Genomic DNA, 23,724 nt, shown 5'->3' with positions numbered 1-23,724 from the left:
GGAGGTGCAGTGAGTCTCACTCATTCAGCCCATGCCCCGCGCCTCAAGCGCACCCTTTTGCTGTTCCTCGGATTTCTGTTTGCGGCTCTCCTGCTGCAAACGGTTTCGGCGACGTCTGCACGAGCCGATGAAGTAGGAACGGAATATGAGTTCTACTTCGCCGGAAACGTGAAGTACGACAGCGAGCCACTCGAAGGCGTAACAATTTTCGTCGAGGGCAATGGCTACGAAGCAGAAGTCGACACAGCGGCGGATGGCAAGTGGAAGATCGGTGTCCCAGAGAAGGGCACGTACACGGTGACCCTGAACGAGGAGACACTGCCGGAAGGCGTGATCGTCGCCGAAGGATCAGCCAGCGTCGAGGCTGAGATCAAACTCACCAACTCCAAGATCGTGAACTACTTCCTCGGCGAGGGGGTGCGCGAGACCACCAGTTTCTGGGATCAACTCGCGGAACGCATTGTCAACGGCCTGAACTTCGGGCTCCTGCTCGCCCTGGCCGCTGTTGGCGCCTCTCTGGTCTTCGGAACAACAGGACTCTCGAACTTCGCTCACGGTGAAATGGTGACGTTCGGTGCCGTGATGGCGTACGTCTTCGCCAACGTCTTGCAGTGGCCGTTGTGGAGTGCGCTGGTCGCCGCTGTGATCGTGAGTGCGCTCTTCGGCTTCACTCTGGACACCGGCTTATGGAAACCGTTGCGAAGGAAAGGCATCGGAATTGTTCAGGTGATGATCGTCTCCATCGGTCTGTCACTGCTCATTCGTTACGTGTTCCTCTACTTCATCGGCGGTGGCACCTATCAGCTGCCCGGCGCAGGCGAAGCACGGATCACCCTGTTCGGCACGGTCGCATTGTCGGTCACAGACATGGTCAGCATGGGCGTCTCGGTTGTGGTTCTCCTCGCCGTTGCCTGGTGGCTGCTCCGCACGCGCACCGGTAAGGCGACGCGAGCCATCTCAGACAACCCGTCACTCGCCGCCGCAAGCGGTATCGACGTCGACAAGGTGATCAGGACCGTCTGGATCCTGGCTGCCGCACTCGCCGGTCTGGCCGGAATCCTCTGGGCGTACTTCCGCCCGGGTATCAAGTGGGACATGGGAACACAGATTCTGCTCCTCGTCTTCGGCGCCATCGTGCTCGGTGGACTCGGAACAGCGTTCGGTGCTCTCATCGGCGCGATCATCGTCGGCCTCCTCGTCGAGGTGTCGACCCTGTGGATCCCATCGGACATCAAGTACGTCGGCGCACTTGTCGTGCTCATCGGCGTCCTGCTCGTGAAACCCCAGGGACTGCTGGGCCGCAAAGAGAGAATTGGATAGGAGGACGCCATGGACTGGGGATCAATTCTTTCAAACACCGCCTCCTGGCTGATTAGCCCTGAGACGATCGCCTACGCATTGGCCGCCCTCGGCCTCGCCGTCCACTTTGGATACGGCGGACTGCTGAACTTCGGTATGGCCGCCTTCATGGCGCTTGGCGCATACGGGTACGCAATTTCGATTCTGACGTTTGGTCTGCCGTGGTGGGCCGGAATTATCGTCGGCTGCCTGGCATCCGTCGTCTTCGCTTTGATTCTGGGTATTCCGACGCTCCGACTTCGCGCGGACTACCTCGCTATCACGACCATCGCGGCGGCCGAGATCGTTCGACTGCTGTTCACAACGCAGGTGTTCGACAAGGTCACCAACTCAGCAGACGGACTCGGCAACTACCACGCCGGATTCCGTGCGGCCAACCCGTTCCCTGAGGGAACATACGGGTTTGGCCCGTGGACATACAACGAGAACGGCTGGTGGGTTCGCGTCTTCGGTATCTGTCTGCTGGCCGTCGCCGTCCTCCTCGTGTGGCTGCTCATGCGCAGCCCGTGGGGCCGCGTGCTCAAGGGCATCCGTGAAGACGAGGATGCCGTGCGCGCGCTCGGCAAGAACGTGTTCGCCTACAAGATGCAGGCGCTTATGGTCGGCGGTGTGTTCGGCGCCCTCGGTGGTGTGGTGTTCGCACTACCGTCTGCTGTGGTGCCGAGTGTGTACGTCACGAGCCTGACCTTCTTCATCTGGACGATACTTCTCCTCGGAGGCGCCGCGACGGTCTTCGGACCGCTGCTCGGTGCTGTGATCTTCTGGGTGATCATGGGCTTCCTGTCGAACGTGCTCCCCGAGCTCGCATCGAGCGGTGTTCTGCCGTTCATGTCGACAACGCAGGCTGCGACGCTCCGCTACATCCTGGTTGGACTGGCTTTGATGCTGATTGTGATCTTCAGACCGCAGGGCATCCTCGGAAACAAGAAGGAGCTGACCTTTGTCAAGTAGCAACGCTGCACCGCTCAGGCCGGTCAAATCCACGGGACTGCACATTGGAGACGCCGCTCCAGGCGTCGCGAAGGTCGACCCGATCATCATTGCCGACAACGTCACTCGTCAGTTCGGTGGACTCAAGGCTGTCGACGTCGAGCACCTCGAAATTCCGCGGAACGCCATCACGGCGCTCATCGGTCCGAACGGAGCTGGCAAGACCACTCTGTTCAACCTGCTCACCGGCTTTGACAAGCCGGACACCGGAACCTGGGTGTTTGACGGTGCCCAGCTCAACGGGGTGCCCGCGTTCAAGGTGGCTCGGATGGGTCAGGTTCGCACCTTCCAGCTAACGAAGGCGCTCGGTCTGCTCACCGTGCTCGAGAACATGAAGCTCGGGTCACAGAAGCAAAAAGGTGAGGGCATCTTTGCGAGCCTGATCAAGCCGCTGTGGAACAAGCAGGAAGAGGAGATTGAGGAGCGGGCGCTCGATATCCTCGCGAGGTTCAAGCTCGACACCAAAAAGGACGACTTCGCGGCAAGCCTCTCCGGCGGCCAGCGGAAGCTCCTCGAGATGGCTCGCGCCCTCATGAGCCAGCCGAAACTGGTCATGCTCGACGAGCCGATGGCAGGCGTCAACCCTGCACTGACGCAGTCGCTGCTCGAGCACATCCTCGACCTGAAAACGCAGGGCATGAGTGTGTTGTTCGTTGAGCACGACATGCAGATGGTCCGCCATATCGCCGACTGGGTGGTGGTTATGGCTGAGGGTCGCGTCGTTGCCGAGGGCCCGCCCGAGGACGTGATGCAGAACCCGGCCGTTATTGACGCTTACCTCGGATCGCACCAGGATGTCGACCTCGGCGTTGTCACCGGACGAGTGGCCGGCGAGATCACCCCCGAGGTTGAGGAGCTCCTCGAGGAGATCGACGCCGAGACCGGTGTCGATCACGCTATTGACCAGCCGACGGCAGCGGCCCCGGAGAAGGACGAGGACATCAAATGACCGCAACAATCGCTCCAGAGGTCGTCGTCCAGGTGGAGAACGTAACGGCCGGCTACCTGCCGGGCGTTAACATCCTCAACAGCGCCAATCTCACGGCCGCCAAGGGTGAACTCATCGGAATCATCGGGCCGAACGGCGCCGGAAAGTCGACGCTGCTCAAGGCCATCTTCGGCCAGGTGAAGGTTCGCGAGGGCTCGATCCGCCTCAACGGTGACGACATCACGGGTCTCAAGGCTGACAAGCTTGTCGCGCGCGGCGTTGGATTCGTACCGCAGACGAACAACGTCTTCCAGAGCCTCACCATCGAAGAGAATCTGCAGATGGGGCTGTTCCAGAAGCCGAAGGCTTACGCAGAGCGGCTGGAGTTCGTCACCGGAATCTTCGCCGAACTTGGCAAGCGCCTCAAGCAGCGCGCTGGCTCGTTGTCCGGCGGTGAACGCCAGATGGTGGCGATGTCTCGCGCTCTCATGATGGACCCGGCCGTCCTGCTCCTCGACGAGCCGAGCGCTGGCCTCTCCCCCGTCCGCCAGGATGACGCGTTCATTCGCGTCTCCGACATCAACAAGGCGGGTGTGACCACAATCATGGTTGAGCAGAACGCCCGTCGGTGCCTGCAAATTTGCGACCGCGGTTACGTGCTCGATCAGGGAACCGACGCGTACACCGGAACCGGTCGTGAACTGCTGAACGATGACAAGGTGATCGGGCTGTACCTGGGCACGCTCGGCCAGGACGACTGAACCACCGCTCCCTTTTACCAGGAAACGCCCTACCTTTTCGGTGGGGCGTTTCTTGCTGAGCGCTACGAAACAGGGGCTGGGAGGGGTAAGCAGCGACGGCGAATCCGAGCCTGCGGCTCCGGGTGGCGGCGCCGACCGCCAAGGCGAGCCAGTCCGCACCGCTGTGCGCCAGCCTCAGCGAACGCAAGCCACTACGGCGACCGTTTGGTCGTACGGCATCCAGTGTGGCCTCATAACGGCCGACGAGGCTGGCCTCGTCCACTCTCGCGGGGAGGCCGACGCGGCCAGACAGCATTCCATCTAGCGGTCGGCACGATGTCGGCCCGCTTCTGAGTGCCTGCGTCACTACCTGTCGCTTGCGATCCTCGATCCGCGGAACCCTGACTGCCAGATAAACGGCTGCAGGGCCACGGTTGCCCGTGGCCCTGCAGCTTTATTTCAGTACGAACTAGTTAGCGATGCGCTCGTAGGTGTTGTCTTCCTTGTACTGGAAGATACCGATGGTTGCCTCGGTGGGGTCGCCGTTCTCGTCGAACGTGATCGGTCCGGAGGTTCCGTCGTAGTTGACGGTCTTGCCGTCGTTGATCAGTTCAGCACACTCCTTGAACGAGGTGCACTTTTCGCCGTCACCTGAACCTCCAGAGACTTCCTGGAGCTTCTCGGCGATGTCGGCACCCTCAGTTGAGCCCGCTGCCATGGAGGCCAGCGCAAGGAGAACCACTGCGTCGTAGGACTCAGCCGAGTAGGTGAAGTCCTTCAGTTCGGCGTTGCCTTCGCCCTGCCAGAATGCCTGGAGGCGCTCGACGAAGTCGCCGGCCTCAGCGGTGTTGGGCCCAGGCGCGGTGCCCTTGGCGCCGTTGAGAGCCCCAGCCGGGAGCGAAGCCGAGTAGTCGGACAGGTTTCCGTCGACGAGGTACATCTTGTCGGACGGGAACCCAGCCATCGCCGGAACGATGGTCTTGGTCTCTTCGAAAGCAATCAGGGCGATCGCGTCAGGGTTAGCCGCCTTGAGTGCGCTGACCTGAGCGTCGAACGACGTGTCACCTGTGTTGTATGACTGCTGTTCGACGACCTCGCCGCCTGCCGCCTCGAACGCCTCTGTGGTGAACTCGGCGAGGCCGGTTCCGTACGAGTCGTTCAGGTACAGGATGCCGAGCGTTTCGTTGCCGTCCTCTGCAATGAGGTTGCCGAGAACTTCGCCCTGGAGAGTGTCGCTCGGAGCCGTACGCCAGTACAGTCCGTTGTCATCCCACGTGGTGAAGTCCGCTGCCGTGTTCGCCGGTGAAAGCTGGACTACGCCAGCGCCGGTTACCTCGTCGATGAAGAGCCGGGACACGCCGCTGGATGCAGCGCCGATGATGGCGGAGACACCTTCCTGGAGAAGTCGCGGTACCTCAGTGGCGTATGCCTTGTTATCGGTGTCGCCAGAGTCGCCGTACTCGATTTCGATTTCCATGCCAAGGGCAGCGTCGTTGACCTCCTTGACCGCCAGACCGACGCCCGCTTCTTCGGGCGGGCCGAGGAATGCGAGGTTTCCCGTCTGAGGCAGCTGGGTTCCGATCTTGAGGGTAAGGTCGCCTGCTGGCTTGCTGGTGGTTTCACCTTCGCCGCCACCTGAACTGCTGCAACCGGTGAGAACCAGTGCACTGGCTCCGAGGATTGCAAGGCCACTCAGAGTGATCGTGCGGGTGCGTGAGCGGGAGGCCGTAGCCCGGGTGAAGACGCCCATGTTGCTCCTATGCTGTGTCGTGTATCCAAAGACAGCGCTAGATACTGTCGTGGTGCCAACATATTCGAGCATTCGTCACCGAACAATACATCAGGGTTACATCCGTGTAACGGCGACGCAATCGTTACAGTTCCTGAGCCGATTTCGCGCTCAAACGGGCTGCGATGCAGTTTTGTTGCGTCGAACGGTCGAACGCCGCGCGGCGATGACCGTGTCCGCGGTCAGCACGACGAGCGCAATCCAGACGAGGATGAACCCGATCCAGCGCTCGAGGGGCATCGCTTCGTGCAGCACAAGCACACCGACCAGGAACTGGATCACCGGCGCGAAGAACTGGATGAAACCCATGTAGATCAGCGGCAGTCGACGAGACGCCGACGCGAAGAACAGCAGAGGAACAGCGGTGATCACACCGGTTCCGACCAGGAGCGCCGTGTGGAGCGGACTTACCTGCCCGATTGTCAGGCCAGTTGTCGCCCCCACAACGACGAGCTGAACGACCGCCACAGGCGCGAGCCACGCAGTTTCGAGGGTCAGCCCCGAAACCGCGTCAACGGTGGGCCCGACCCGCTTCTTGATGAATCCGTAAAGCCCGAACGAGAACGCCAGAATCAAAGCAATCCACGGCACACCGTGTGCGCCGATAGCGAGGACGAAGACCGCGACGATGCTGAGTCCGACCGATATCCACTGCACGACCCGCAGCCGCTCGCGAAGGAAGAAGACGCCGAGGAACACTGTGACGATCGGATTGATGAAGTAGCCGAGCGCCGATTCGATGACCTGCCCGCTGAGAACGCCATAGACATAGGTCTGCCAGTTGACGAAGATCAGCAGCCCGGCGAGCGCCATGGTGAGCGACACCCGGCGGTTTCGAACCAGCGCCAGGAACGGCTTCCACCCGCGCATGACGGTGAGCAGCAGCGCGCAGAAGACGAGAGAGAACAATACCCTCGCCGCCACGAGCTCGAACGGTCCGGTGGGAACCAGGAGAAGAAAATACAGCGGGAGGACGCCCCACAGGGTGTACGCGGTGACGGCGTATGCCAGCCCCGGTCGGCTCAGTTGGCCCGGCGGCACGACCGCCAGGCCTGTCGAATCCGCATCGACGTCTGGCTGGTGAGGAGGGGTGTGCACCAGAGAATGCTACTCCGGCGTTGCGCTCAGACCCGATTCCGGGAAACGCCGGCCGTTAAACAGAGAAACCCGGGTGGTGATATCACCATCCGGGTTTCTCGATGTTCGTTGAAGTTAGCGAACCACAACTGCGAGCACGTCGCGAGCCGAGAGAACCAGGTAGTCCTGGCCGTCGTACTTGACCTCGGTTCCGCCGTACTTGGAGTAGATCACCTTGTCGCCGACGGCGACGTCGAGCGGAACGCGGTTGCCGTTGTCGTCGATGCGGCCGGGGCCGACTGCTTCGACAACGCCCTCCTGGGGCTTTTCCTTGGCAGTGTCAGGAATGACGAGACCTGAAGCAGTAGTCTGCTCTGCCTCGACCTGCTTGATGACGATGCGATCCTCGAGCGGCTTGATGCTGACCGACACGGTTGACCTCTTTCTGAACTAAGACTTGAGTTAGCACCCTCACATCGAGAGTGCTAATGCCAGTGTAGGGATCCGTTGGCACTCTCGCAACGTGAGTGCCAACGGTGCCCCGGCCGCCGGCATCCGGTCCGATAGATTTACGGAATGGAAAGAGCCGAACTTGTCGAACTGTTGACTCCCGAAGGGCTCACCCTCATTGACTCTGTGAGTGAGACGGATGCCACGGCAAACGTTGTCGGAGTCGTCTCGCGACTGCGCGCAGACGGGCACTCTCCTTCGCTGGTCGCTGGCGTGCTCACGCAGGCCAGGCTCCGGCGCAAGGCAGTGCCGAAGTTCGGCGAATTCGCCTCGCGAATGCTCTTCACCGAGGCGGGTCTCGAGCAAGCCACCCGGTTGCGCGTCGCGGCGCTTCACGCTGGGCGCTTCGGGGCCGCTGGCCTTTCCCGGGTGGCGGACCTCGGTTGCGGAATCGGCGGGGACGCGATGGCCATGGCTGCCATGGACCTCGACGTGACCGCGGTCGACGCCGACGAGGTGACCGCGACGGTCGCCAGCTACAACCTGGCTCCGTTCCCGACCGCTGAGGTCAGGCACGCTCGCGCTGAAGATGTGGACACCAGCGCGTTTGACGGGCTGTACTTCGACCCGGCTCGGCGCACATCCGGGCACACAAACACAACACGACTGACGAGGCCGGAGGACTACAGTCCTTCACTCGACGTGGTGTTCCATCGCGCCGAAACGATGCCGGTCGGCGTGAAACTCGGGCCCGGCTTCGATCGGTCGCTGATCCCCGCTGACTGCGAAGCCCAGTGGGTCAGTGTCGACGGACAGGTCGTCGAACTCGGCCTCTGGTTCGGTGCCCTTGCCCGGCCGGGCGTTCGACGTTCCGCGCTCGTTATTGACGTTGACGGCACCCACGAACTCGCGGCGGCTCAAGACAGCGACGACGTTGATGTACAGCCTCTTGGCGAGTACCTCTACGAGCCGGACGGTGCCGTCATCCGGGCCCGTTTGATCGGCGATGTCGCGCGCTCGTTGAACGCGGGCATGCTCAGCCCGGGGATCGCGTACCTCACCGGAAATGAGCACGTGCACACGCCGTTTGCGTCAGCGTTCAGAGTGCTCGAGCGGTTCCCGCTCGATGAACGAACGCTGAAGCGCGAGCTTGCCCAGCGCGAAATCGGAACACTTGAAGTGAAGAAACGCGGCGCTGACATCGACCCGGCGGTGTTCCGCAAGAAGATGGCGCTGCGCGGCTCGCAGAGCGCAACGCTGTTCCTGACGCGTGTCGACAACAAACACGCCGCGTTGCTGTGCGAGCGGGTGTGATGAAGCGCAACCACGCGAGAGGTTAGGCAGTTGAGGCCGGCGGGCGCAACCCCCTGCCTCACCCAAGGTCGATGTGTTTGCCTGAGGTTATCCCATTGAAGAAACCTCTAGAAAGAAGGAACACTCATGGCCACAGTCAATTCAGACATCGACGTAACCGTCCCGGTCTCCACTGCGTACAACCAGTGGACTCAGTTCGAATCTTTCCCCCAGTTCCTCAGCGGAGTAGACGAGGTGACGCAGACGAGCGACACCCACACGCACTGGAAGGTGTCGATCGCCGGGATCAAGCGCGAATTTGATGCAGAGATCAGCGAGCAGATTCCTGACACCCGCATCGCCTGGACGAGCACCGGGGGCGAAGATCACGCCGGAGTCGTGTCGTTCCACCGCCTGAGCGAGAACGAGACACGCATCTCCCTGCGACTCGACTGGACCCCGCAGGGCGTCATCGAGAAGGCGGGCGCCCTGCTTCAGGTCGACGACATCCAGATCGGCCACGACCTCAAGAAGTTCAAGGAACTCATCGAGTCCAACGGCTTCGAAACCGGTGCCTGGCGCGGTTCCGTCGACCGTGCGCCTGACGCAACTGGTCGCTGACTCCCAGACTGTGCACCCTCGGCTGACCGCTGAGGAACGGACGCCGCAGGGCGGTTCGGGTTATCCCGCGGAAGCGGGAGTGTCCCAGCCGGTCTGCGGCGTTTTGCATGTGCCGCGGAAGACGTACTGCGACGGCAACTTGCGCTCGTGGCTCGTCCAGTCGATTGCTGGCCGGCGCTGTTCGGTCGGCACATAGCCGAGACGGTACACAGCCATCAGCTCGAGCGAATCGGGCACCTCGAGCAGGTTCTCGATCTTGGCCCACATCCCAGGGACCTCCATGGGAAACGACACGAACTGAATACCCATGCCGAGCTCAACGGTGGTCAGCCACACGTTCTCCATGGCAGCCCCCATGCTGAAGACCGAGTAGAACGAGCTGAGCTCGCCTGGGCGGTACTCCGAGCGGTCAAGCATGACTCCGATGAGAAGCGGTGAACCTGCTACGAGCTTTCGGTTCTCCTCGCCGAGCTTCTGTGGCACCCGCATCGCGTTCATCAGCTTCTGACCGCGTTTGGTGAAGACCTGGGTCGTGAACGGTCGCAGCGCTGCGGGAAGCTTGTCGAACAGCATCCCGTCCCGTCTCTCGGCCATCTCGCTCGCGCTGAACCGGAAGTACGGTTTGTATCGCTCGAAGAACGTGCCGTTCGACATCGCTTCGGTCATGCTGTCGCCGCTGATGGTCGCGATCGTGTCAATGGTTGCCGGGTCATCGATGACCACGAACCGCCAGGGCTGGCTGTTCAGCTGCGAGGGAGCGCGACCGGCTACTTCCATCAGGAGACGCTGGTGTTCCTCGCTGACCTTGTCTGGCAGGAACGGACCATTTGTTGTCTTCCGTCGGCGAACCACATCGAGAAACTCCACGCCTACCTCCAGGCCTTGATCACACTGAGAACAAAAAACGGTGCGGCCGAGAGCGCGATTCGTACGTGCTTGTTCGACCGCGCGCTCGCACGCGGAATGATTGCGAGCGGGACGGCGGCCGGCAGGAGAAACAGCCCTGCCCGGTTACGACTCCAGAGAAGCGAACTTGCTGCGACGAGGCTCGTGCTCACCGTTGTGATGTAAAGCGCGTGGTGGATCCACCGGAACTTGCCGGTGTGCACGACGCCGGTCGCAACTCCTCCGCCGAGCGCGCAGTTGGCCGTGTAACTCGCAGCCGCAGTGGCGAACAGCAGCCGTGGCAGGCGTTCGCTCCTCGATGTGCGCACGGGAGTTGCGTTAGCCAGCAGCACGAGCAGCGATCGTGATGACGCTGTACGCAAGCCAGCCGAGCGACAGGAGCACACCGACCAATCCGGTCACGATTGCGGCGAGCGAGCGCCCCGGCGTGTCGACTTCCTTCTTGCGAGCAACGAACCCGAGGATCACGGCCGCGATCGACAGAGGTAAAGTCCAGCCAAAGATCACACCACCGATGACTCCGATGATCCCGAGGATCAGGCCGATCAGACCCTTCTTAGGCTTCGGCGGCGCCTTCGGCGACGGTGCACTACCCGGGTATGCGGGGTATACCTGCGTCGGGTCCGGGTATCCCTGCTGCCCGGGGTAGGCCGGCTGTCCTGGGTACGTCGATTGTCCTTGGTAGGTGGGTTGTCCCTGGTAGGTGGGTTGTCCCTGGTATGCGGGCTGCGCTGAATAATCGGGTGAGGCCGGATAGCCGGGCTGGCCGGGGTGCAGCGTCGTCGTAGCGACGTATTCCGCACCCTGTGCGGGCGCCGCAGGCTGCGAGTACGTTGGAGCCGCATACCCCGCGGGGGCGAACGCGGGCTGAGCGGGTGGGGCGTGCGGGTGGCTCGGTGTGGGGGCAGACGGGGCTGGCCAGTTCTGTTGCTGCTGCGGATATCCCGTCGGAGGAACGCCCTGAGGCGGGTTCGGTGCTGGCTGCTGCGGTGCATGGTAACCCTGGGTCTGGTACGCCGTTGGCTGTGGTGCCGGGGCCGGGGCTGCAGGTTGTCCGAACGGGTTTGCGGGAGGCGCGCCCTGAAACCCGTACGGGTTCGCGGGCGGTTCTGACGGGGAGGGGATGGTCGGTTCGACGGGTTGCGGCACCGAAGGTTCAGCCGGGGACGGTACCGCCGGTTCCGACGGCGGCGTCGGTCCAGCGGGCTCTGTCGGCTCGCCCGGCGTAGTCGGCGGCAGCGACGGCACCGGAGGAGTTCCGTCGGGGCGGGAAGGATCAGACATAAGCGTCTCCTGTGGTCGCGGTGCTAGCGCACCTGGATGTCCGTCACTGGAAGTGTCGAATCGGCCGAAAAGTCGAGAGTGGATGGTGCGTGCCCGGCCATGATGAGTTGCGCGCCGAGTTCCGCAATCATGGCACCGTTATCGGTGCAGAGCGAGAGGGGCGGAATGCGAAGAGCGACGCCTGCCTTTTCCGCCCGCTCCGCGGCGAGTTCGCGCACGCGCGCGTTCGCCACCACTCCCCCGCCAAGCAGGAGTCGCGGAACTCCATGATCCGCGCACGCGGCCAGGGCCTTGGTGATGAGCACATCCGCAACGGCTTCTCGGAAGCCAGCCGCGACATCCGCTACCGGCACGTCGAGGCCGGCGTCCTGTTTCTGCTCGACCCAGCGTGCGACGGCTGTTTTAAGCCCCGAGAAGGAAAAGTCGTACCGATGCTTCTCCATGTCTTTCGGGCGGCTGAGCCCGCGCGGGAACCGGATGGCATTCGGATCACCGGCCGCAGCCACACGATCGATCTGCGGCCCGCCGGGGTACGGGAGGCCGAGGATGCGGGCGACCTTGTCGAACGCCTCGCCCGCGGCGTCGTCGATGGTCTCGCCGAGCAGCTCGACGTCGCTCACCAGGTCGCGAACGAGAAGCAGTGAGGTGTGTCCCCCGGAGACCAGCAGAGCGATCGTCGGGTACTCGAACGGCGTCCCTGACGGGTCGAGGATGTCGGCACCGACGTGCCCAACGAGGTGGTTGACGGCGTAGATCGGCTTATCGAGCGCAACGGCGAGCGCCTTGGCCGCCCCGACCCCGACCATGAGCGCCCCGGAGAGGCCGGGCCCCGTGGTCACGGCGATAGCATCGATGTCATTCAGGCTGATGCCCGCCTCGGCGACCGCCTGGTTGAGCGCCGGAACCATTTCTTCGAGGTGCGCGCGCGCAGCGACCTCGGGCACAACGCCGCCGTATCGGGCGTGCTCGTCCATCGACGAGGCGATGGTGTTGCTGAGCAGCGTCGAACCGCGGACGATACCAATGCCGGTTTCATCGCAGGAGGTCTCGATCCCGAGCACGAGCGGGTTCGAGCGGTTAGTCACAACGTCGTTCACGACACTCCTACTGCCGGCCCAGGCACACGCGGCGCGAGAACGAGCTTCATCACGACGGCGTCGACGTCGTCTGGCTGGTAGTAGCCCGGTCGCACGGCGATCTCTTCAAATCCGAGCTCAAGGTACAGCGCCTGCGCTCCGGGATTGTCTGCCCGCACCTCAAGGAACACCTGCCGTGCTCCGCGTTTTCGCGCCTCACTGAGCAGGGCACGCACGAGAACCCGGCCGAGCCCCATCCGTCGAACCTCAGCGGCGACCGCGATGGTTTGAATGTCGGCTTCCTCGGCCCGCGGCGGCACCATGAGGCCCGCATACCCTTGCACGATCTCGGGAGCACCGGCGGGCGTCGCGACGATGTAGTAGGTGTTCTCGCTGGCGAGTTCAGAGCGCAGCAGGTCTTCGGACCAGGCGTCAGTGCCGAACGTCGTCTGCTCGATCGCCAGAATGTGCGCGAGGTCGGCAACGGTGGCTCGGCGAATCTGCCAGGTCACGCGGTCACCCGCTTTGCGCCGGTCGACGGCACAGCGTCTGGCGACCGCAGGTAGAGGGCCTCGTCGGCAGCGAACGCTCCGCCTGTGGCGTAGAGCAGTTCACCGAGCATGCCAAGCGCGCCTGCGGACACCGTCGTCGCGTCAACCCGAACCAGGTCGGCGTGGCCCAGGTCGTTCGGTTTGCTCAGCCCAGGCCCTTCGACCCGAACCGGAATGCCGTTCTGGTCGGCTCCCGAGTACGCGGACCAGTACAGTTCACGTCGCCGAGCATCGGTGACCACGAGCAGCCCACCTGTATGCCCTGAGCGGTACTTATCAAACGCAACAGCATCGTGACTCACAAGCGGCACGAGCGGCTTTCCTGTAGCGAGAGCGAAGACGCGAGCGGCCGCGATTCCAATCCGCAGGCCGGTGAACGGCCCCGGCCCCATTCCGCAGGCGACGCCCGAGAGAGCGGATGCTTCAACTCCCGCCTCCTGCATCACCTCACGAAGCGAAGACCCCACGACTTCGGCATGGCTCATGGTGTCGGTGATCGTACGTTCGGCCAGGATACCGCCGTCGCGATCGACCACAGCGACGCTCGTTCCCGTGGATGAATCAATGGCGAGGAGCACGGCTCAAGCCTACGCGGTTCGTGCCGACTCGTGCCGCGAGATGCGCACCCGTCGTGGTTCGTCGGTCTCCTCCACGTTTTCGCTGTTCCCGTCCTCGAGAACGGTGCTCACGGCATCCGTTGATATTCCGTTCGCAGCATGAAGGGCGCCCGCGCCCGTCGGCCGCTCGATCTCGACATCGAGCCAGCTCGTCGCGATACCGTCGAGCATTCCCCGTCCCCACTCGACAATGACGACACTGCCCGCGAAGTCGATATCGAGATCATCGAGTTCGGCTGCACTGGAGAGCCGGTAGGCGTCCACGTGCACGAGCGGCGGGCCGCCGGTCAGGTTCGGGTGGGTGCGAGCGAGCACGAAGGTGGGGCTGGTGACGGGCCCGCGAACACCGAGGCCTTCGCCGATGCCTCGGGTGAGCGTGGTCTTTCCGGCCCCGAGCGGCCCGGTGAGCACAAGCAGGTCCCCAGCACGGAGGTCTCGTCCCAGCCGGATGCCGAGGTCGTGCATGGCCTCTGGACTGTCGACGGGCTCGTCGAACGGCAGCGCGATCACGAGTTCGTCCGATAGACGCGGGGCACGCGTGCGCCGATGCGGGTGACGACCTCGTAGTTGATGGTTCCCGCGGCGTTGGCCCACTCGGTGGCACTCGGCACCCCTGTACTCGGATCGCCGAAGATCACGACGTCGTCGCCAGGTGCCGTCGCCGAGTTTCCAACGTCGACGACGAACTGGTCCATGGCGATGCGGCCAGCAACCGTGTGTCGCTGTCCTCCGATGGTCACAGGGCCCGCGCTGGATGCCTGGCGGGGAATGCCGTCGGCGTAACCGAGTGGAACCAGTGCGAGAGTGCTCTCTTCGGTCGTGCGGTAGGTGTAGCTATACGAAACGCCCTTACCGGCCGGCACGCGACGGACGGCAGCGACCGAAGCGCGCAGTGTCATGGCCGGCACCAGGCCGAGGTCGGAGGAGTCAGCGTCATCGAACGGCGACAAGCCGTAGAGCCCAATGCCGATCCGAACCGTGTTGAACCGGGTCTGCGGCAGCCGGATGGCCGCTGCGGTTGCCGCCAGGTGCACCAGTTCGGGCCGCAGTCCGTTCTCCTCAGCCAGGCGAACACCCGCGGCGAACTCGGTCGCCGCGGCGAGGTCATCGGCGTCGGAAGTGTTGGACAGGTGCGAGAAGATCCCGCGTACGTGGATGTGCCCCTCGCGTTCGAGCTCAGCCGCGCGTGCGAAAGTGGCCTGCCACTCTGCAGCGTCGATGCCGTTGCGTGAGAGCCCGGTTTCGAGTTTGAGGTGCACCTGCGCCTGGGTGTCGCCACCTGCATCCATCACCGCGTTCAACTGGTTCAGGGAGGAGACGCCGATGTCGATGCCGCGCTCGCGAGCCGGCCGGAAGTCCGTGTCGGGTGCGTGCAACCAGCAGAGAAGCGGCGCGGTGATCCCAGCGTCACGGAGCGCGAGAGCCTCATCGAGGTCGGCAGTTGCAAGCCAGTCGGCCCCACCGGCCAGTGCGGCGCGGGCGGCCGGTACCGCGCCGTGTCCGTAGCCGTCAGCCTTCACCACTGCGATGATGTGGTCGACCTTCACAATTCGTGCAAGGTGACGGATGTTATGGGTCATCGCATCGGTGTCGATGATCGCTTCGCGGAACCCGCTCATGCGCTCTCCTCGCTCTGTGTTGCCCGAGCCTCATCGCCGCGTTCGGCGACCACGAAGGCGATAGCTGCCCCCGCGTCGTGACTCATCGACAGGTGCAGGCTTGTGATGCCGCGAGTGGCGACCACCGTAGCCGTTTCACCGGAGAGCTCAAACCGAGGGTCACCCTCGGCACTGTTGGACACGGTGATGTCGAGCCAGTGCACGCCGTCTGAGCTGCCGAGCGCCTTGATCAACGCTTCCTTAGCGGCAAACCGACCGGCGAGCGACCGCAGCGGCTTGTCGCGTTCGCTCTCAGCGAAGAGGCGGTCGCGCAGTTTCGGAGTGCGATCGACGGCCCGTTCGAAACGGGCAAGATCGACAAGGTCGACGCCGATTCCGACGATCACGCTGGTCCTTTCCGGCCGAATAGCGACCGCGGGCTATTCGACGGTGACTGATTTGGCGAGGTTGCGTGGCTGGTCGACGTCGAGCCCCTTCGCGATCGCAAGTTCCATAGCAAAAATCTGCAGTGGAATCACGGCGAGGAGCGGCTCGAAAAGCGGTGCGGCCAGCGGGATGCGAATGACGGTGTCTGCGAACGGAAGAACCGCGGCGTCGCCCTCTTCAGCGATCGCGATGATCTTCGCGCCGCGAGCCCGGATCTCCTGGATGTTGGAGACAACCTTGGAGTGCAGCATTGCCGAGCCGCGTGGGCTCGGGACGACCACGAAGACGGGCTGGCCCGGTTCGATCAGGGCGATCGGACCGTGCTTGAGCTCACCGGCCGCGAAGCCCTCGGCGTGAATGTACGCGAGTTCCTTGAGCTTGAGCGCACCCTCAAGTGCGATCGGGAAGCCGACGTGACGGCCGAGGAACAGGACGGCACGGGAGTCGCTCATCCAGCGAGCCAGCTCTTCGACGACGCCACTCTCTTCGAGAATGGTCGCGATTTTGGCGGGAACAGCGAGAAGCTCGGCAGACTGCTCGGCGAGGACCTCCGCCGACTGCGTGCCGCGCACGCGGGCGAGGTGCAGGGCAAACAGGTAGAGCGCCGTGATCTGAGCGACGAATGCCTTCGTCGATGCAACAGCGACCTCGGGTCCGGCGTGGGTGTACACAACGGCGTCGGATTCGCGGGGAATGGTTGCGCCCTGGGTGTTGCAGATGGAGAGCGTTTTCGCGCCCTTCTCGCTGGCGTACTTCACGGCCATGAGAGTGTCCATGGTCTCGCCGGACTGGCTGATCGAGACGACGAGTGTCTGTGGCGTGATGACTGGTTCGCGGTAGCGGAACTCGTGGCTGAGTTCGACGTCGACCGGGATCCCGGCCCACTTCTCGAGGGCGTATTTCGCGGTCTGGCCCGCGTACGCGGCGGTTCCGCAGGCGATGACGACAACGCGGTTGATGTCAACGAACAGCTCATCGAGACCGTTGAGTTCCGGGATGACCACCTGGCCGTCTGCATCAATGCGCCCGCGCAGGGTGTTGGCGACAGCATCCGGTTCTTCGGAAATTTCCTTGGCCATAAAGCTGGGCCATCCGCCCTTGTCTGCGGCGCTGGCGTCCCACTGGATTTCGAACGGCTCGACCTCAACAGGTGCGCCGAAGAAGTCGGTCACCTCGACCTTGTCGGGGGTGATGGAGACGATCTGGTCCTGGCCGATGGCGAGGGCATTCTGCGTGTACTCGACGAACGCGGCGACGTCGGAGGCCAGGAAGTTTTCGCCGTCACCCAGACCGATGACCAGCGGCGAGTTACGGCGGGCGCCGACAACAAGGCCCGGCTCGTTCTCGTGCACGGCGAGGAGCGTGAATGCGCCGTCGAGACGGGCGACCACGTTCTGGAACGCTTCGCGGAGGTTGTTCGTTTTGCGGTATTCACGGCCGAGCAGCACGGCGGCGACCTCGGAGTCGGTTTCGCTTTCGAAGGCGAAGCCCTCATCGAGGAGTTCCTGCTTGAGCGGTGAGAAGTTCTCGATAATCCCGTTGTGGATGAGCGCCAACTTGCCGTCGTCGCCGAGGTGCGGGTGCGCGTTTCCGTCGGTGGGAGCACCGTGGGTAGCCCAGCGGGTGTGACCGATGCCGGTGTGGCTGGTCTCCATCGCTCCTGACTTCAGATCTCCGGCGAGAACGGCCAGCTTGCCAGCACGCTTGCGGGTGCGGATGGTGCCGGTTTCGTCGATGACGGCGACGCCAGCGGAGTCGTAACCGCGGTATTCGAGTCGGCTCAATCCACCCAGAAGTACATCGATGCTGTCATTGAGTCCTACGTATCCCACGATTCCACACATGGGCTCAAGAATAGCGGCAATAGACTGGGAACCTTATGTCTGACCACGGAGACGCCCACCACAACGGCACCCAGAACACACCGTTTGTTGAGATCGACCGGTCGGACTGGGCGCGACTCGCGCCGACGACCCAATCTCCGCTGACCCTCTCCGAGATTGTGCAGCTGCGCGGCCTGGGCGACCGACTCGATATGACCGAGGTCGCCGAGGTCTACCTGCCGATCAGTCGGTTGCTGAGCCTGTACGTTGCCGCGGCGAAACGGTTGCATGACTCGACGATGGCGTTTCTCGGTGAGTCAACGGAGCAGACGCCGTTTGTCATTGGCGTTGCGGGGTCTGTCGCCGTCGGCAAGTCGACGGTCGCCCGCCTTCTCCGTGAGCTGATGTCGCGGTGGCCTGATACCCCTCGGGTTGAGCTCATCACCACAGACGGCTTTCTGTACCCGAACGCGGAGCTGAAGCGTCGCGGCATCATGGAGCGCAAAGGCTTCCCCGAGGCGTACGACCGGCGCGCGCTGCTTCGGTTTGTCAGTGCGGTGAAGAGCGGGGCGCCGGAGGTACGGGCGCCGTTCTACTCCCATCTCAAATACGACATCGTCTCCGATGCCCAGGTGGTGGTCCGCCGCCCTGACGTGCTCATCGTTGAAGGCCTCAACGTGCTGCAGCCCGCCGGAAACGGGCACCGTTTGACGGTCGCTGACCTGTTCGACTTCAGTATCTTCGTCGACGCCCGCACGAGCGACATTGCGTCCTGGTACGAGGAACGCTTCATGGCGCTGCAGCGTGGCGCGTTCACGAATCCGAATTCGTTCTTCAACGTGTACGCCGACCTCACCGATGATGAGGCGCGCGAAAAAGCCCGATACTTCTGGCGCGAAGTGAACGAACCGAACCTGATCAACAACATCCGCCCCACCAAAGCACGCGCGAAGCTCGTCCTGCGTAAGGCGTCCAACCATCAGGTCAGTTCGGTTTTGCTCCGCAAGGTGTAAACCTGCGGCGGCCGGGGTTGAACCACGAACGCCTTAGACAGCGAGCTGGACCCGGACGACGTCAGCGATCTGGTGTGCAAGCCGGTCCGCCGTTGTCTGGTCAGCTGCCTCAACCATGACTCGAACGAGCTGCTCTGTGCCGCTTGGCCGAAGCAGAACACGACCGGTGTCGCCGAGTTCCGCCTCAGCGGTACGAACGGCTTCAGCGAGGACATCGTCCTTGTGGATTCCCTCGCGGTCAACATCGCGCACGTTCACGAGGATCTGGGGGTACACGGTCATCACACTGGCAAGTTCAGCAGCGGTCTTCCCTGTGCGGGCCATCTCGCTGGCAAGGTGAAGCCCGGTGAGGATGCCGTCGCCCGTCGTCGCGAACTCGCTCATGATGACGTGACCGGACTGCTCGCCGCCCAGGGCGAACTTGCCGCCGTCCATCGCTTCGAGGACGTATCGGTCGCCGACCTTGGTGTGAACCATCGAGATGCCATGACTCTCCATGGCCATGCGCAAGCCGAGGTTGCTCATCACTGTGGCCACGAGCGTGTTGTCTGTCAGGTGTCCGCGTTCTTTCATCGACACCGCGAGGATCGCCATGATCTGATCGCCATCAATGATCTTGCCTGCTGCGTCAACGGCGAGGCAGCGGTCCGCGTCGCCGTCGTGGGCGATGCCGATATCTGCCTTGTGCTCGAGCACGGCCTTAGCCAGGAGGTCAAGGTGGGTCGATCCGACACCGTCGTTGATGTTCATGCCGTCCGGATCGTTTCCGATCACGGTGACACGGGCGCCAGCGTCGCGGAAGACCTCAGGCGACACTCCAGCGGCTGCGCCGTGAGCGCAGTCGAGGACGACGTGAATGCCGTCGAGCCGGTGCGGCAAGCTGCCAAGCAGGTGCAAAACGTAGCGGTCTTCTGCGTCGGCGAAGCGGCGAATACGGCCGACGTCGGCTCCTGTCGGAGCCCAGTTCGGTTCGTCGAGGTGCTCTTCGATTCGCGCTTCGACGGCGTCGGGGAGTTTCGTGCCCCCACGCGCAAAGATTTTGATTCCGTTGTCAGGGGCCGGGTTGTGGCTCGCGGAGATCATCACGCCGAAGTCGGCGTCGATGTCCGCGATGAGGAACGCGGCGGCTGGAGTCGGAATGACGCCGGCGTCGAGAACATCGACACCGGATGAAGCGAGACCGGCGGCAACAGCCGCTGACAGGAACTCGCCGGAAATACGGGGGTCGCGTGCGAGCACGGCGACAGGCCTCTTACCTGCGGCACGACGGGCCTCAGCACTTCGGCCCTGCCCAAGCACCACAGCGGTGGCTTGGGCAAGGCCGAGAGCGAGGTCTGCCGTCAGGTCCTTGTTCGCGAGGCCGCGAACACCATCAGTACCAAACAGACGAGGCATAAAAAGCAGTCCGGATCCGAGGCGCGATTAGCGCTTCGAGAACTGAGGTGCCTTACGAGCCTTCTTGAGACCAGCCTTCTTGCGCTCCTTGACGCGAGCGTCACGGGAGAGGAAGCCGGCCTTCTTCAGGGTTGCACGGTTGTTCTCTTCGTCGATCTGGTTGAGCGCACGAGCGATACCGAGGCGCAGTGCACCGGCCTGGCCCGAGGGGCCTCCGCCGGAGATGCGAGCGATGACGTCGTAGCCGCCAGCCAGGTCGAGGATGGTGAACGGGTCGTTGATGAGCTGCTGGTGCAGCTTGTTCGGGAAGTACTCGGCGAGCTCACGGCCGTTGACCGTGATTGTGCCGGTGCCGGGGACGAGGCGCACGCGGGCGATGGCCTGCTTGCGACGGCCGACTGCTGCACCTGGGACGCTCAATGCGGGGCGTGCTGCCTTGGGGGCTGCCTCGGCCGGCGTCTCGGTGGAGAAGCTCTCCGGGGTCTCTGAAATGGAATCTGCGATCTTCGCCACTGTAGGAATCCTTATTTCTATTCCGGGCGCTTACTGGGCGACCTGGTCGAGGGTGAACGTCTTAGGCTGCTGTGCAGCGTGGGGGTGCTCGTTACCGGTGTATACCTTCAGCTTGCGCAGCTGGGCGGCGCCGAGGGAGTTCTTGGGGAGCATGCCGCGAACAGCCTTCTCCACCGCGCGGGTCGGGTTCTTCTCGAGCAGCTCGGCGTAGGTGACAGCCTTGATTCCGCCCGGGTAACCCGAGTGGCGGTATGCCTTCTTCTGGAGGAGCTTCTGGCCGGTGAGGGCAACCTTGTCGGCGTTGATGATGATGACGAAGTCACCGGTGTCCATGTGGTTCACAAAGGTGGCCTTGTGCTTTCCACGGAGGAGGATGGCGACCTGGCTGGCCAGACGGCCGAGCACAATGTCGGTGGCGTCAATGATGAACCAGTCACGCTGGATCTCAGAGACCTTGGGGGAATAAGTGCGCGTCACAGTAGTGCTGCTTTCTTGTCGTAAGTTGGTTGGTCGTGAATCCCGCTCCGTTGGGAGTTCTGATTAGAACGCCGCAGGTGGAGGGCTCAACTTCGGGTGCCGCACTGCAGGGAGTGTGGACACCAAGGAGCAACCTTACCCGGCCTCATCATCGTCGTCAAACTCAGCGAAAGGATCACGCCCGTCGTCGAGCGATCGTCGCTGACGTGTGAGCGCCGCGCGCTGGCCAAGCAGGGCGTCGTTTGGGTAGCCGACCTCGGCGAGGGTCAGGCCGCGCGCTGGCATCACGGCGAACTCGTTGGAGCGAGTCACTTCGGCGCGCAGCCGCTCGGCATCGGCGACTTCGAGCTTGCCCTCCCCCACGGCAACACAGACGCCGACGAGCGCGCGAACCATGCTGTGGCAGAACGCGTCGGCGCGGACGTCAGCAACGAGTACACCTTCGGAGTCCCGGGTCCAGCCGAAGCGCTGCAGGGTTCGAATCGTGGTCCTGCCCTCCCTGGGCCGGCAGTACGTTGCGAAGTCGTGCAGGCCGACGAGGGACTCAGCGGCGGCGTTCATTCTGTCGACGTCGAGCGGTGAGGGGTGCCACACGGTCTGCGCGCGTTCAAGCGGGTTGCGAAACGAGATGCTGTCGCTGATTCGATACTCGTAGCGGCGCCAGATCGCGGAGAAACGGGCGTCGAACCCTGGCGCGGCCGGCCGAGCATTCGTGATGAGGACATCCGGGTACTGCCCGAGCACGCCGTTTACTTTGCGCCGCAGGGCGCTCCCGGTCGGGTGCAGGCCATCCTTTGCTGGCCTGCCGCGGCGAACCCGCGCGGCACGGTCTTCGTCGAGGTCGAGGTGGGCGACCTGGCCCGTTGCGTGGACGCCCGTGTCCGTGCGCCCGGCGACGGCAACGAGAATGCGATCACCGTGCTTGCCAAGAATCGTGGTGATGGCGTCTTCAAGCACACCCTGGACGGTTCGCAGCCCTGGTTGTTTTGCCCAGCCGGCGAAGTGGGTGCCGTCATAGGCGATGTCGAGCCGAAATCTGGTGCTGGTTGGGGCGGGGTCCACCTCGAAAGTTTATCGGGCTTCCCGGGAGGCGCTCGGCGGGCTGAACCGCCACCCGTCACCTGACATCGAATGCGCCAACGACGAAGCCCCCGCCATCAAAAGATGGCGGGGGCTTCGAACGAAACGGATGCTACTTCTCGTCGGTCTTTTCAGCTTCGACGACCTCAGCCTCGGCTTCAACAGCCTCTGCCTCGGGAGCGGCCTCGGTTGCGGGCTCTTCAGCCTCAACCTCAGGAGCGGTCTCTTCTGCGACGACAGGAGTCTCAGCCGCTGCGGGCTTCGACTTCTTCACCTTGGGGGTGACGGGCTCGAGAACGAGCTCGATCTGCACCATCGAGGCGTTGTCGCCCTTACGGAAGCCGAGCTTCGTGATGCGGGTGTATCCACCCTCGCGCTCTGCGACGAGCGGAGCAATCTCGGTGAAGAGCTCGTGAACAACCGAGGTGTCACCGATCGTGCGCATGACGCGACGACGTGAGTGCAGGTCGCCCCGCTTTGCGAACGTGATGAGCCGCTCGGCGACCGGGCGGAGGCGCTTGGCCTTCGTCTCGGTGGTCTTGATGCTCTTGTGCGTGAACAGGGCAGCGGCCAGGTTGGCGAGCATCAAACGCTCGTGCGCTGGGCCGCCTCCGAGGCGGGGGCCTTTAGTGGGCGTAGGCATGTTGTATCTCCAGTATCAAAAAATGAAAGGGCGTCCGGGGACGAGCCTTAGTTGCTTGTCTCGTCGTCGTAGCCCGAGTAGAAGTGGGCGCCGTCGAATCCGGGAACCGAATCCTTGAGCGAAAGGCCCATTTCCACGAGCTTGTCGCGAACCTCGTCAACCGACTTCTGTCCGAAGTTGCGGATGTTCATCAACTGAGTCTCGCTCAGAGCAACAAGCTCGGAGACCGTGTTGATGCCTTCGCGCTTGAGGCAGTTGTAGGAACGAACCGACAGGTCGAGGTCTTCGATCGGAATCGAGAGCTCGCCGGGCAGAACGGCGTCAACCGGTGCCGGGCCGATCTCGATGCCCTCTGCTGCGTTGTTCAGCTCGCGAGCGAGGCCGAACAGTTCAACGAGGGTCTTACCGGCGGATGCGATGGCGTCGCGCGGCGTGATGGCCGGCTTCGTCTCGACATCGACGACCAGGCGGTCGAAGTCGGTGCGCTCACCGGCACGAGTTGCCTCGACGCGGTAGGTGACCTTGAGAACGGGCGAGTAGATCGAGTCGACGGGGATCTGGCCGGCTTCGGAGAACTCGTTGCGGTTCTGCGTCGCTGACACATAGCCACGGCCACGCTCGATGGTGAGTTCGAGTTCGAACTTCGCCTTGTCGTTCAGCGTTGCGATGACGAGTTCCGGGTTGTGGACCTCGACACCGGCCGGAGCCGAGATGTCTGCGGCGGTGACCTGACCTGCACCGGTCTTACGGAGGTAAGCGGTGATCGGCTCATCGTGCTCGCTTGAGACAACGAGACCCTTGATGTTCAGGATGATTTCGGTTGCATCTTCCTTGACACCGGGGATGGTGCTGAACTCGTGAAGCACACCGTCGATGCGGATGCTGGTTACAGCAGCGCCCGGGATGGAGGACAGCAGGGTACGGCGAAGCGAGTTACCGAGGGTGTAACCGAAGCCAGGCTCCAGGGGCTCAATCACGAACCGGCTGCGGAACTCTGAGATGTTCTCTTCGGTGAGCGTTGGGCGCTGTGCAATAAGCACTATGTGTTCCTTTC

At 63.2% G+C, this 23,724-nt stretch carries 26 protein-coding genes; 7 read left to right on the top strand and 19 right to left on the bottom strand.

Annotated features, from left to right (window positions below; all coding sequences use genetic code 11):
- The first annotated feature begins 9 nt into the window (after positions 1 to 9).
- Genes D9V28_RS00705 through D9V28_RS00690 form a run of 4 tightly spaced genes read left to right on the top strand, consistent with a single transcriptional unit; the run spans position 10 to position 4,038 of the window.
- Positions 10 to 1,320 (top strand): branched-chain amino acid ABC transporter permease, encoded by a 1,311-nt coding sequence (locus tag D9V28_RS00705; protein WP_371869981.1) that lies wholly within the window; start codon positions 10 to 12, stop codon positions 1,318 to 1,320.
- A gap of 9 nt (positions 1,321 to 1,329) precedes the next feature.
- Complete coding sequence (locus D9V28_RS00700; RefSeq protein WP_121657813.1) at positions 1,330 to 2,310, top strand: branched-chain amino acid ABC transporter permease; 981 nt, start codon at positions 1,330 to 1,332, stop codon at positions 2,308 to 2,310.
- On the top strand, positions 2,300 to 3,298 hold the full coding sequence (locus D9V28_RS00695; protein WP_121657812.1) for an ABC transporter ATP-binding protein: 999 nt from the start codon (positions 2,300 to 2,302) through the stop codon (positions 3,296 to 3,298). The genes D9V28_RS00700 and D9V28_RS00695 overlap by 11 nt, the downstream gene beginning before the upstream one ends.
- Positions 3,295 to 4,038 carry an ABC transporter ATP-binding protein gene (locus tag D9V28_RS00690; protein ID WP_121657811.1) on the top strand — a complete coding sequence of 248 codons (744 nt, stop codon included), beginning with the start codon at positions 3,295 to 3,297 and terminating at the stop codon, positions 4,036 to 4,038. The genes D9V28_RS00695 and D9V28_RS00690 overlap by 4 nt, the downstream gene beginning before the upstream one ends.
- A 448-nt stretch (positions 4,039 to 4,486) precedes the next feature.
- Here the strand turns inward: D9V28_RS00690 and D9V28_RS00680 are convergent, their stop codons facing one another.
- The 3 genes from D9V28_RS00680 to groES form a co-directional block, all read right to left on the bottom strand.
- Positions 4,487 to 5,767 carry an ABC transporter substrate-binding protein gene (locus tag D9V28_RS00680; protein ID WP_121657809.1) on the bottom strand — a complete coding sequence of 427 codons (1,281 nt, stop codon included), beginning with the start codon at positions 5,765 to 5,767 and terminating at the stop codon, positions 4,487 to 4,489.
- Positions 5,768 to 5,917: 150 nt separating this feature from the next.
- Positions 5,918 to 6,856 (bottom strand): EamA family transporter RarD, encoded by a 939-nt coding sequence (gene rarD, locus D9V28_RS00675; RefSeq protein ID WP_121658820.1) that lies wholly within the window; start codon positions 6,854 to 6,856, stop codon positions 5,918 to 5,920.
- 162 nt (positions 6,857 to 7,018) lie between these two features.
- Positions 7,019 to 7,315, bottom strand: a complete 297-nt coding sequence (groES, locus tag D9V28_RS00670) for a co-chaperone GroES (protein ID WP_121657808.1) — start codon at positions 7,313 to 7,315, stop codon at positions 7,019 to 7,021.
- Positions 7,316 to 7,459: 144 nt separating this feature from the next.
- Between groES and D9V28_RS00665 the strand changes: the two genes are divergently transcribed.
- Both D9V28_RS00665 and D9V28_RS00660 read left to right on the top strand, forming a co-directional pair.
- On the top strand, positions 7,460 to 8,647 hold the full coding sequence (locus D9V28_RS00665; protein WP_121657807.1) for a class I SAM-dependent methyltransferase: 1,188 nt from the start codon (positions 7,460 to 7,462) through the stop codon (positions 8,645 to 8,647).
- 126 nt (positions 8,648 to 8,773) lie between these two features.
- Positions 8,774 to 9,247: an SRPBCC family protein gene (locus D9V28_RS00660; RefSeq protein ID WP_121657806.1), complete on the top strand. Its 474-nt coding sequence runs from the start codon at positions 8,774 to 8,776 to the stop codon at positions 9,245 to 9,247.
- 60 nt (positions 9,248 to 9,307) lie between these two features.
- Here D9V28_RS00660 and D9V28_RS00655 read toward each other — a convergent pair whose 3' ends face one another.
- From D9V28_RS00655 to glmS, 10 genes are read right to left on the bottom strand one after another with little or no spacing between them, the layout of a single operon-like run.
- Positions 9,308 to 10,114, bottom strand: a complete 807-nt coding sequence (locus tag D9V28_RS00655; protein ID WP_121657805.1) for a nitroreductase family protein — start codon at positions 10,112 to 10,114, stop codon at positions 9,308 to 9,310.
- 2 nt (positions 10,115 to 10,116) lie between these two features.
- Positions 10,117 to 10,461 carry a hypothetical protein gene (locus D9V28_RS00650; protein WP_229727667.1) on the bottom strand — a complete coding sequence of 115 codons (345 nt, stop codon included), beginning with the start codon at positions 10,459 to 10,461 and terminating at the stop codon, positions 10,117 to 10,119.
- A gap of 10 nt (positions 10,462 to 10,471) precedes the next feature.
- Positions 10,472 to 11,437 carry a DUF4190 domain-containing protein gene (locus D9V28_RS00645; protein ID WP_147440887.1) on the bottom strand — a complete coding sequence of 322 codons (966 nt, stop codon included), beginning with the start codon at positions 11,435 to 11,437 and terminating at the stop codon, positions 10,472 to 10,474.
- 23 nt (positions 11,438 to 11,460) lie between these two features.
- On the bottom strand, positions 11,461 to 12,534 hold the full coding sequence (tsaD, locus tag D9V28_RS00640; protein ID WP_121657803.1) for a tRNA (adenosine(37)-N6)-threonylcarbamoyltransferase complex transferase subunit TsaD: 1,074 nt from the start codon (positions 12,532 to 12,534) through the stop codon (positions 11,461 to 11,463).
- Positions 12,531 to 13,025 carry a ribosomal protein S18-alanine N-acetyltransferase gene (gene rimI / locus D9V28_RS00635; RefSeq protein ID WP_121657802.1) on the bottom strand — a complete coding sequence of 165 codons (495 nt, stop codon included), beginning with the start codon at positions 13,023 to 13,025 and terminating at the stop codon, positions 12,531 to 12,533. Before rimI ends, tsaD begins: the two co-directional genes overlap by 4 nt.
- Positions 13,022 to 13,642 carry a tRNA (adenosine(37)-N6)-threonylcarbamoyltransferase complex dimerization subunit type 1 TsaB gene (gene tsaB, locus D9V28_RS00630; protein WP_121657801.1) on the bottom strand — a complete coding sequence of 207 codons (621 nt, stop codon included), beginning with the start codon at positions 13,640 to 13,642 and terminating at the stop codon, positions 13,022 to 13,024. Before tsaB ends, rimI begins: the two co-directional genes overlap by 4 nt.
- A 9-nt stretch (positions 13,643 to 13,651) precedes the next feature.
- Positions 13,652 to 14,146, bottom strand: coding sequence for a tRNA (adenosine(37)-N6)-threonylcarbamoyltransferase complex ATPase subunit type 1 TsaE (tsaE, locus tag D9V28_RS00625; protein WP_121658818.1), 495 nt, complete (start codon positions 14,144 to 14,146; stop codon positions 13,652 to 13,654).
- Positions 14,147 to 14,187: 41 nt separating this feature from the next.
- Positions 14,188 to 15,300 carry an alanine racemase gene (alr, locus tag D9V28_RS00620; RefSeq protein ID WP_121657800.1) on the bottom strand — a complete coding sequence of 371 codons (1,113 nt, stop codon included), beginning with the start codon at positions 15,298 to 15,300 and terminating at the stop codon, positions 14,188 to 14,190.
- Positions 15,297 to 15,686, bottom strand: a complete 390-nt coding sequence (locus D9V28_RS00615) for a holo-ACP synthase (RefSeq protein WP_121657799.1) — start codon at positions 15,684 to 15,686, stop codon at positions 15,297 to 15,299. Before D9V28_RS00615 ends, alr begins: the two co-directional genes overlap by 4 nt.
- A gap of 33 nt (positions 15,687 to 15,719) precedes the next feature.
- Complete coding sequence (gene glmS, locus D9V28_RS00610) at positions 15,720 to 17,570, bottom strand: glutamine--fructose-6-phosphate transaminase (isomerizing) (protein WP_121657798.1); 1,851 nt, start codon at positions 17,568 to 17,570, stop codon at positions 15,720 to 15,722.
- A gap of 35 nt (positions 17,571 to 17,605) precedes the next feature.
- Here glmS and coaA point away from each other — a divergent pair, with 35 nt between their 5' ends.
- On the top strand, positions 17,606 to 18,562 hold the full coding sequence (gene coaA / locus D9V28_RS00605) for a type I pantothenate kinase (RefSeq protein WP_121657797.1): 957 nt from the start codon (positions 17,606 to 17,608) through the stop codon (positions 18,560 to 18,562).
- 33 nt (positions 18,563 to 18,595) lie between these two features.
- Here the strand turns inward: coaA and glmM are convergent, their stop codons facing one another.
- The 6 genes from glmM to D9V28_RS00575 all read right to left on the bottom strand — a co-directional run bounded on the left by glmM (position 18,596) and on the right by D9V28_RS00575 (position 23,710).
- A complete protein-coding gene (gene glmM / locus D9V28_RS00600) occupies positions 18,596 to 19,957 on the bottom strand; it encodes a phosphoglucosamine mutase (RefSeq protein WP_121657796.1) in 1,362 nt (453 codons plus the stop codon).
- Positions 19,958 to 19,984: 27 nt separating this feature from the next.
- On the bottom strand, positions 19,985 to 20,470 hold the full coding sequence (gene rpsI, locus D9V28_RS00595) for a 30S ribosomal protein S9 (RefSeq protein ID WP_121657795.1): 486 nt from the start codon (positions 20,468 to 20,470) through the stop codon (positions 19,985 to 19,987).
- Between the two features lie 30 nt (positions 20,471 to 20,500).
- Positions 20,501 to 20,947 carry a 50S ribosomal protein L13 gene (gene rplM, locus D9V28_RS00590; RefSeq protein ID WP_121657794.1) on the bottom strand — a complete coding sequence of 149 codons (447 nt, stop codon included), beginning with the start codon at positions 20,945 to 20,947 and terminating at the stop codon, positions 20,501 to 20,503.
- A gap of 135 nt (positions 20,948 to 21,082) precedes the next feature.
- Entirely contained in the window at positions 21,083 to 22,009 is a 927-nt protein-coding gene (gene truA / locus D9V28_RS00585) for a tRNA pseudouridine(38-40) synthase TruA (RefSeq protein ID WP_121657793.1), read from the bottom strand.
- Positions 22,010 to 22,139: 130 nt separating this feature from the next.
- Entirely contained in the window at positions 22,140 to 22,670 is a 531-nt protein-coding gene (gene rplQ / locus D9V28_RS00580) for a 50S ribosomal protein L17 (RefSeq protein WP_121657792.1), read from the bottom strand.
- A gap of 47 nt (positions 22,671 to 22,717) precedes the next feature.
- Positions 22,718 to 23,710, bottom strand: coding sequence for a DNA-directed RNA polymerase subunit alpha (locus D9V28_RS00575; protein WP_121657791.1), 993 nt, complete (start codon positions 23,708 to 23,710; stop codon positions 22,718 to 22,720).
- Positions 23,711 to 23,724 lie beyond the last annotated feature (14 nt).

This window comes from Mycetocola zhadangensis (assembly GCF_003668565.1).
Classification (GTDB): domain Bacteria; phylum Actinomycetota; class Actinomycetes; order Actinomycetales; family Microbacteriaceae; genus Mycetocola_A; species Mycetocola_A zhadangensis.
The sequence above is the reverse complement of the archived record's forward strand: the minus strand, read 5'-3'. Positions and strand labels throughout refer to the sequence as shown.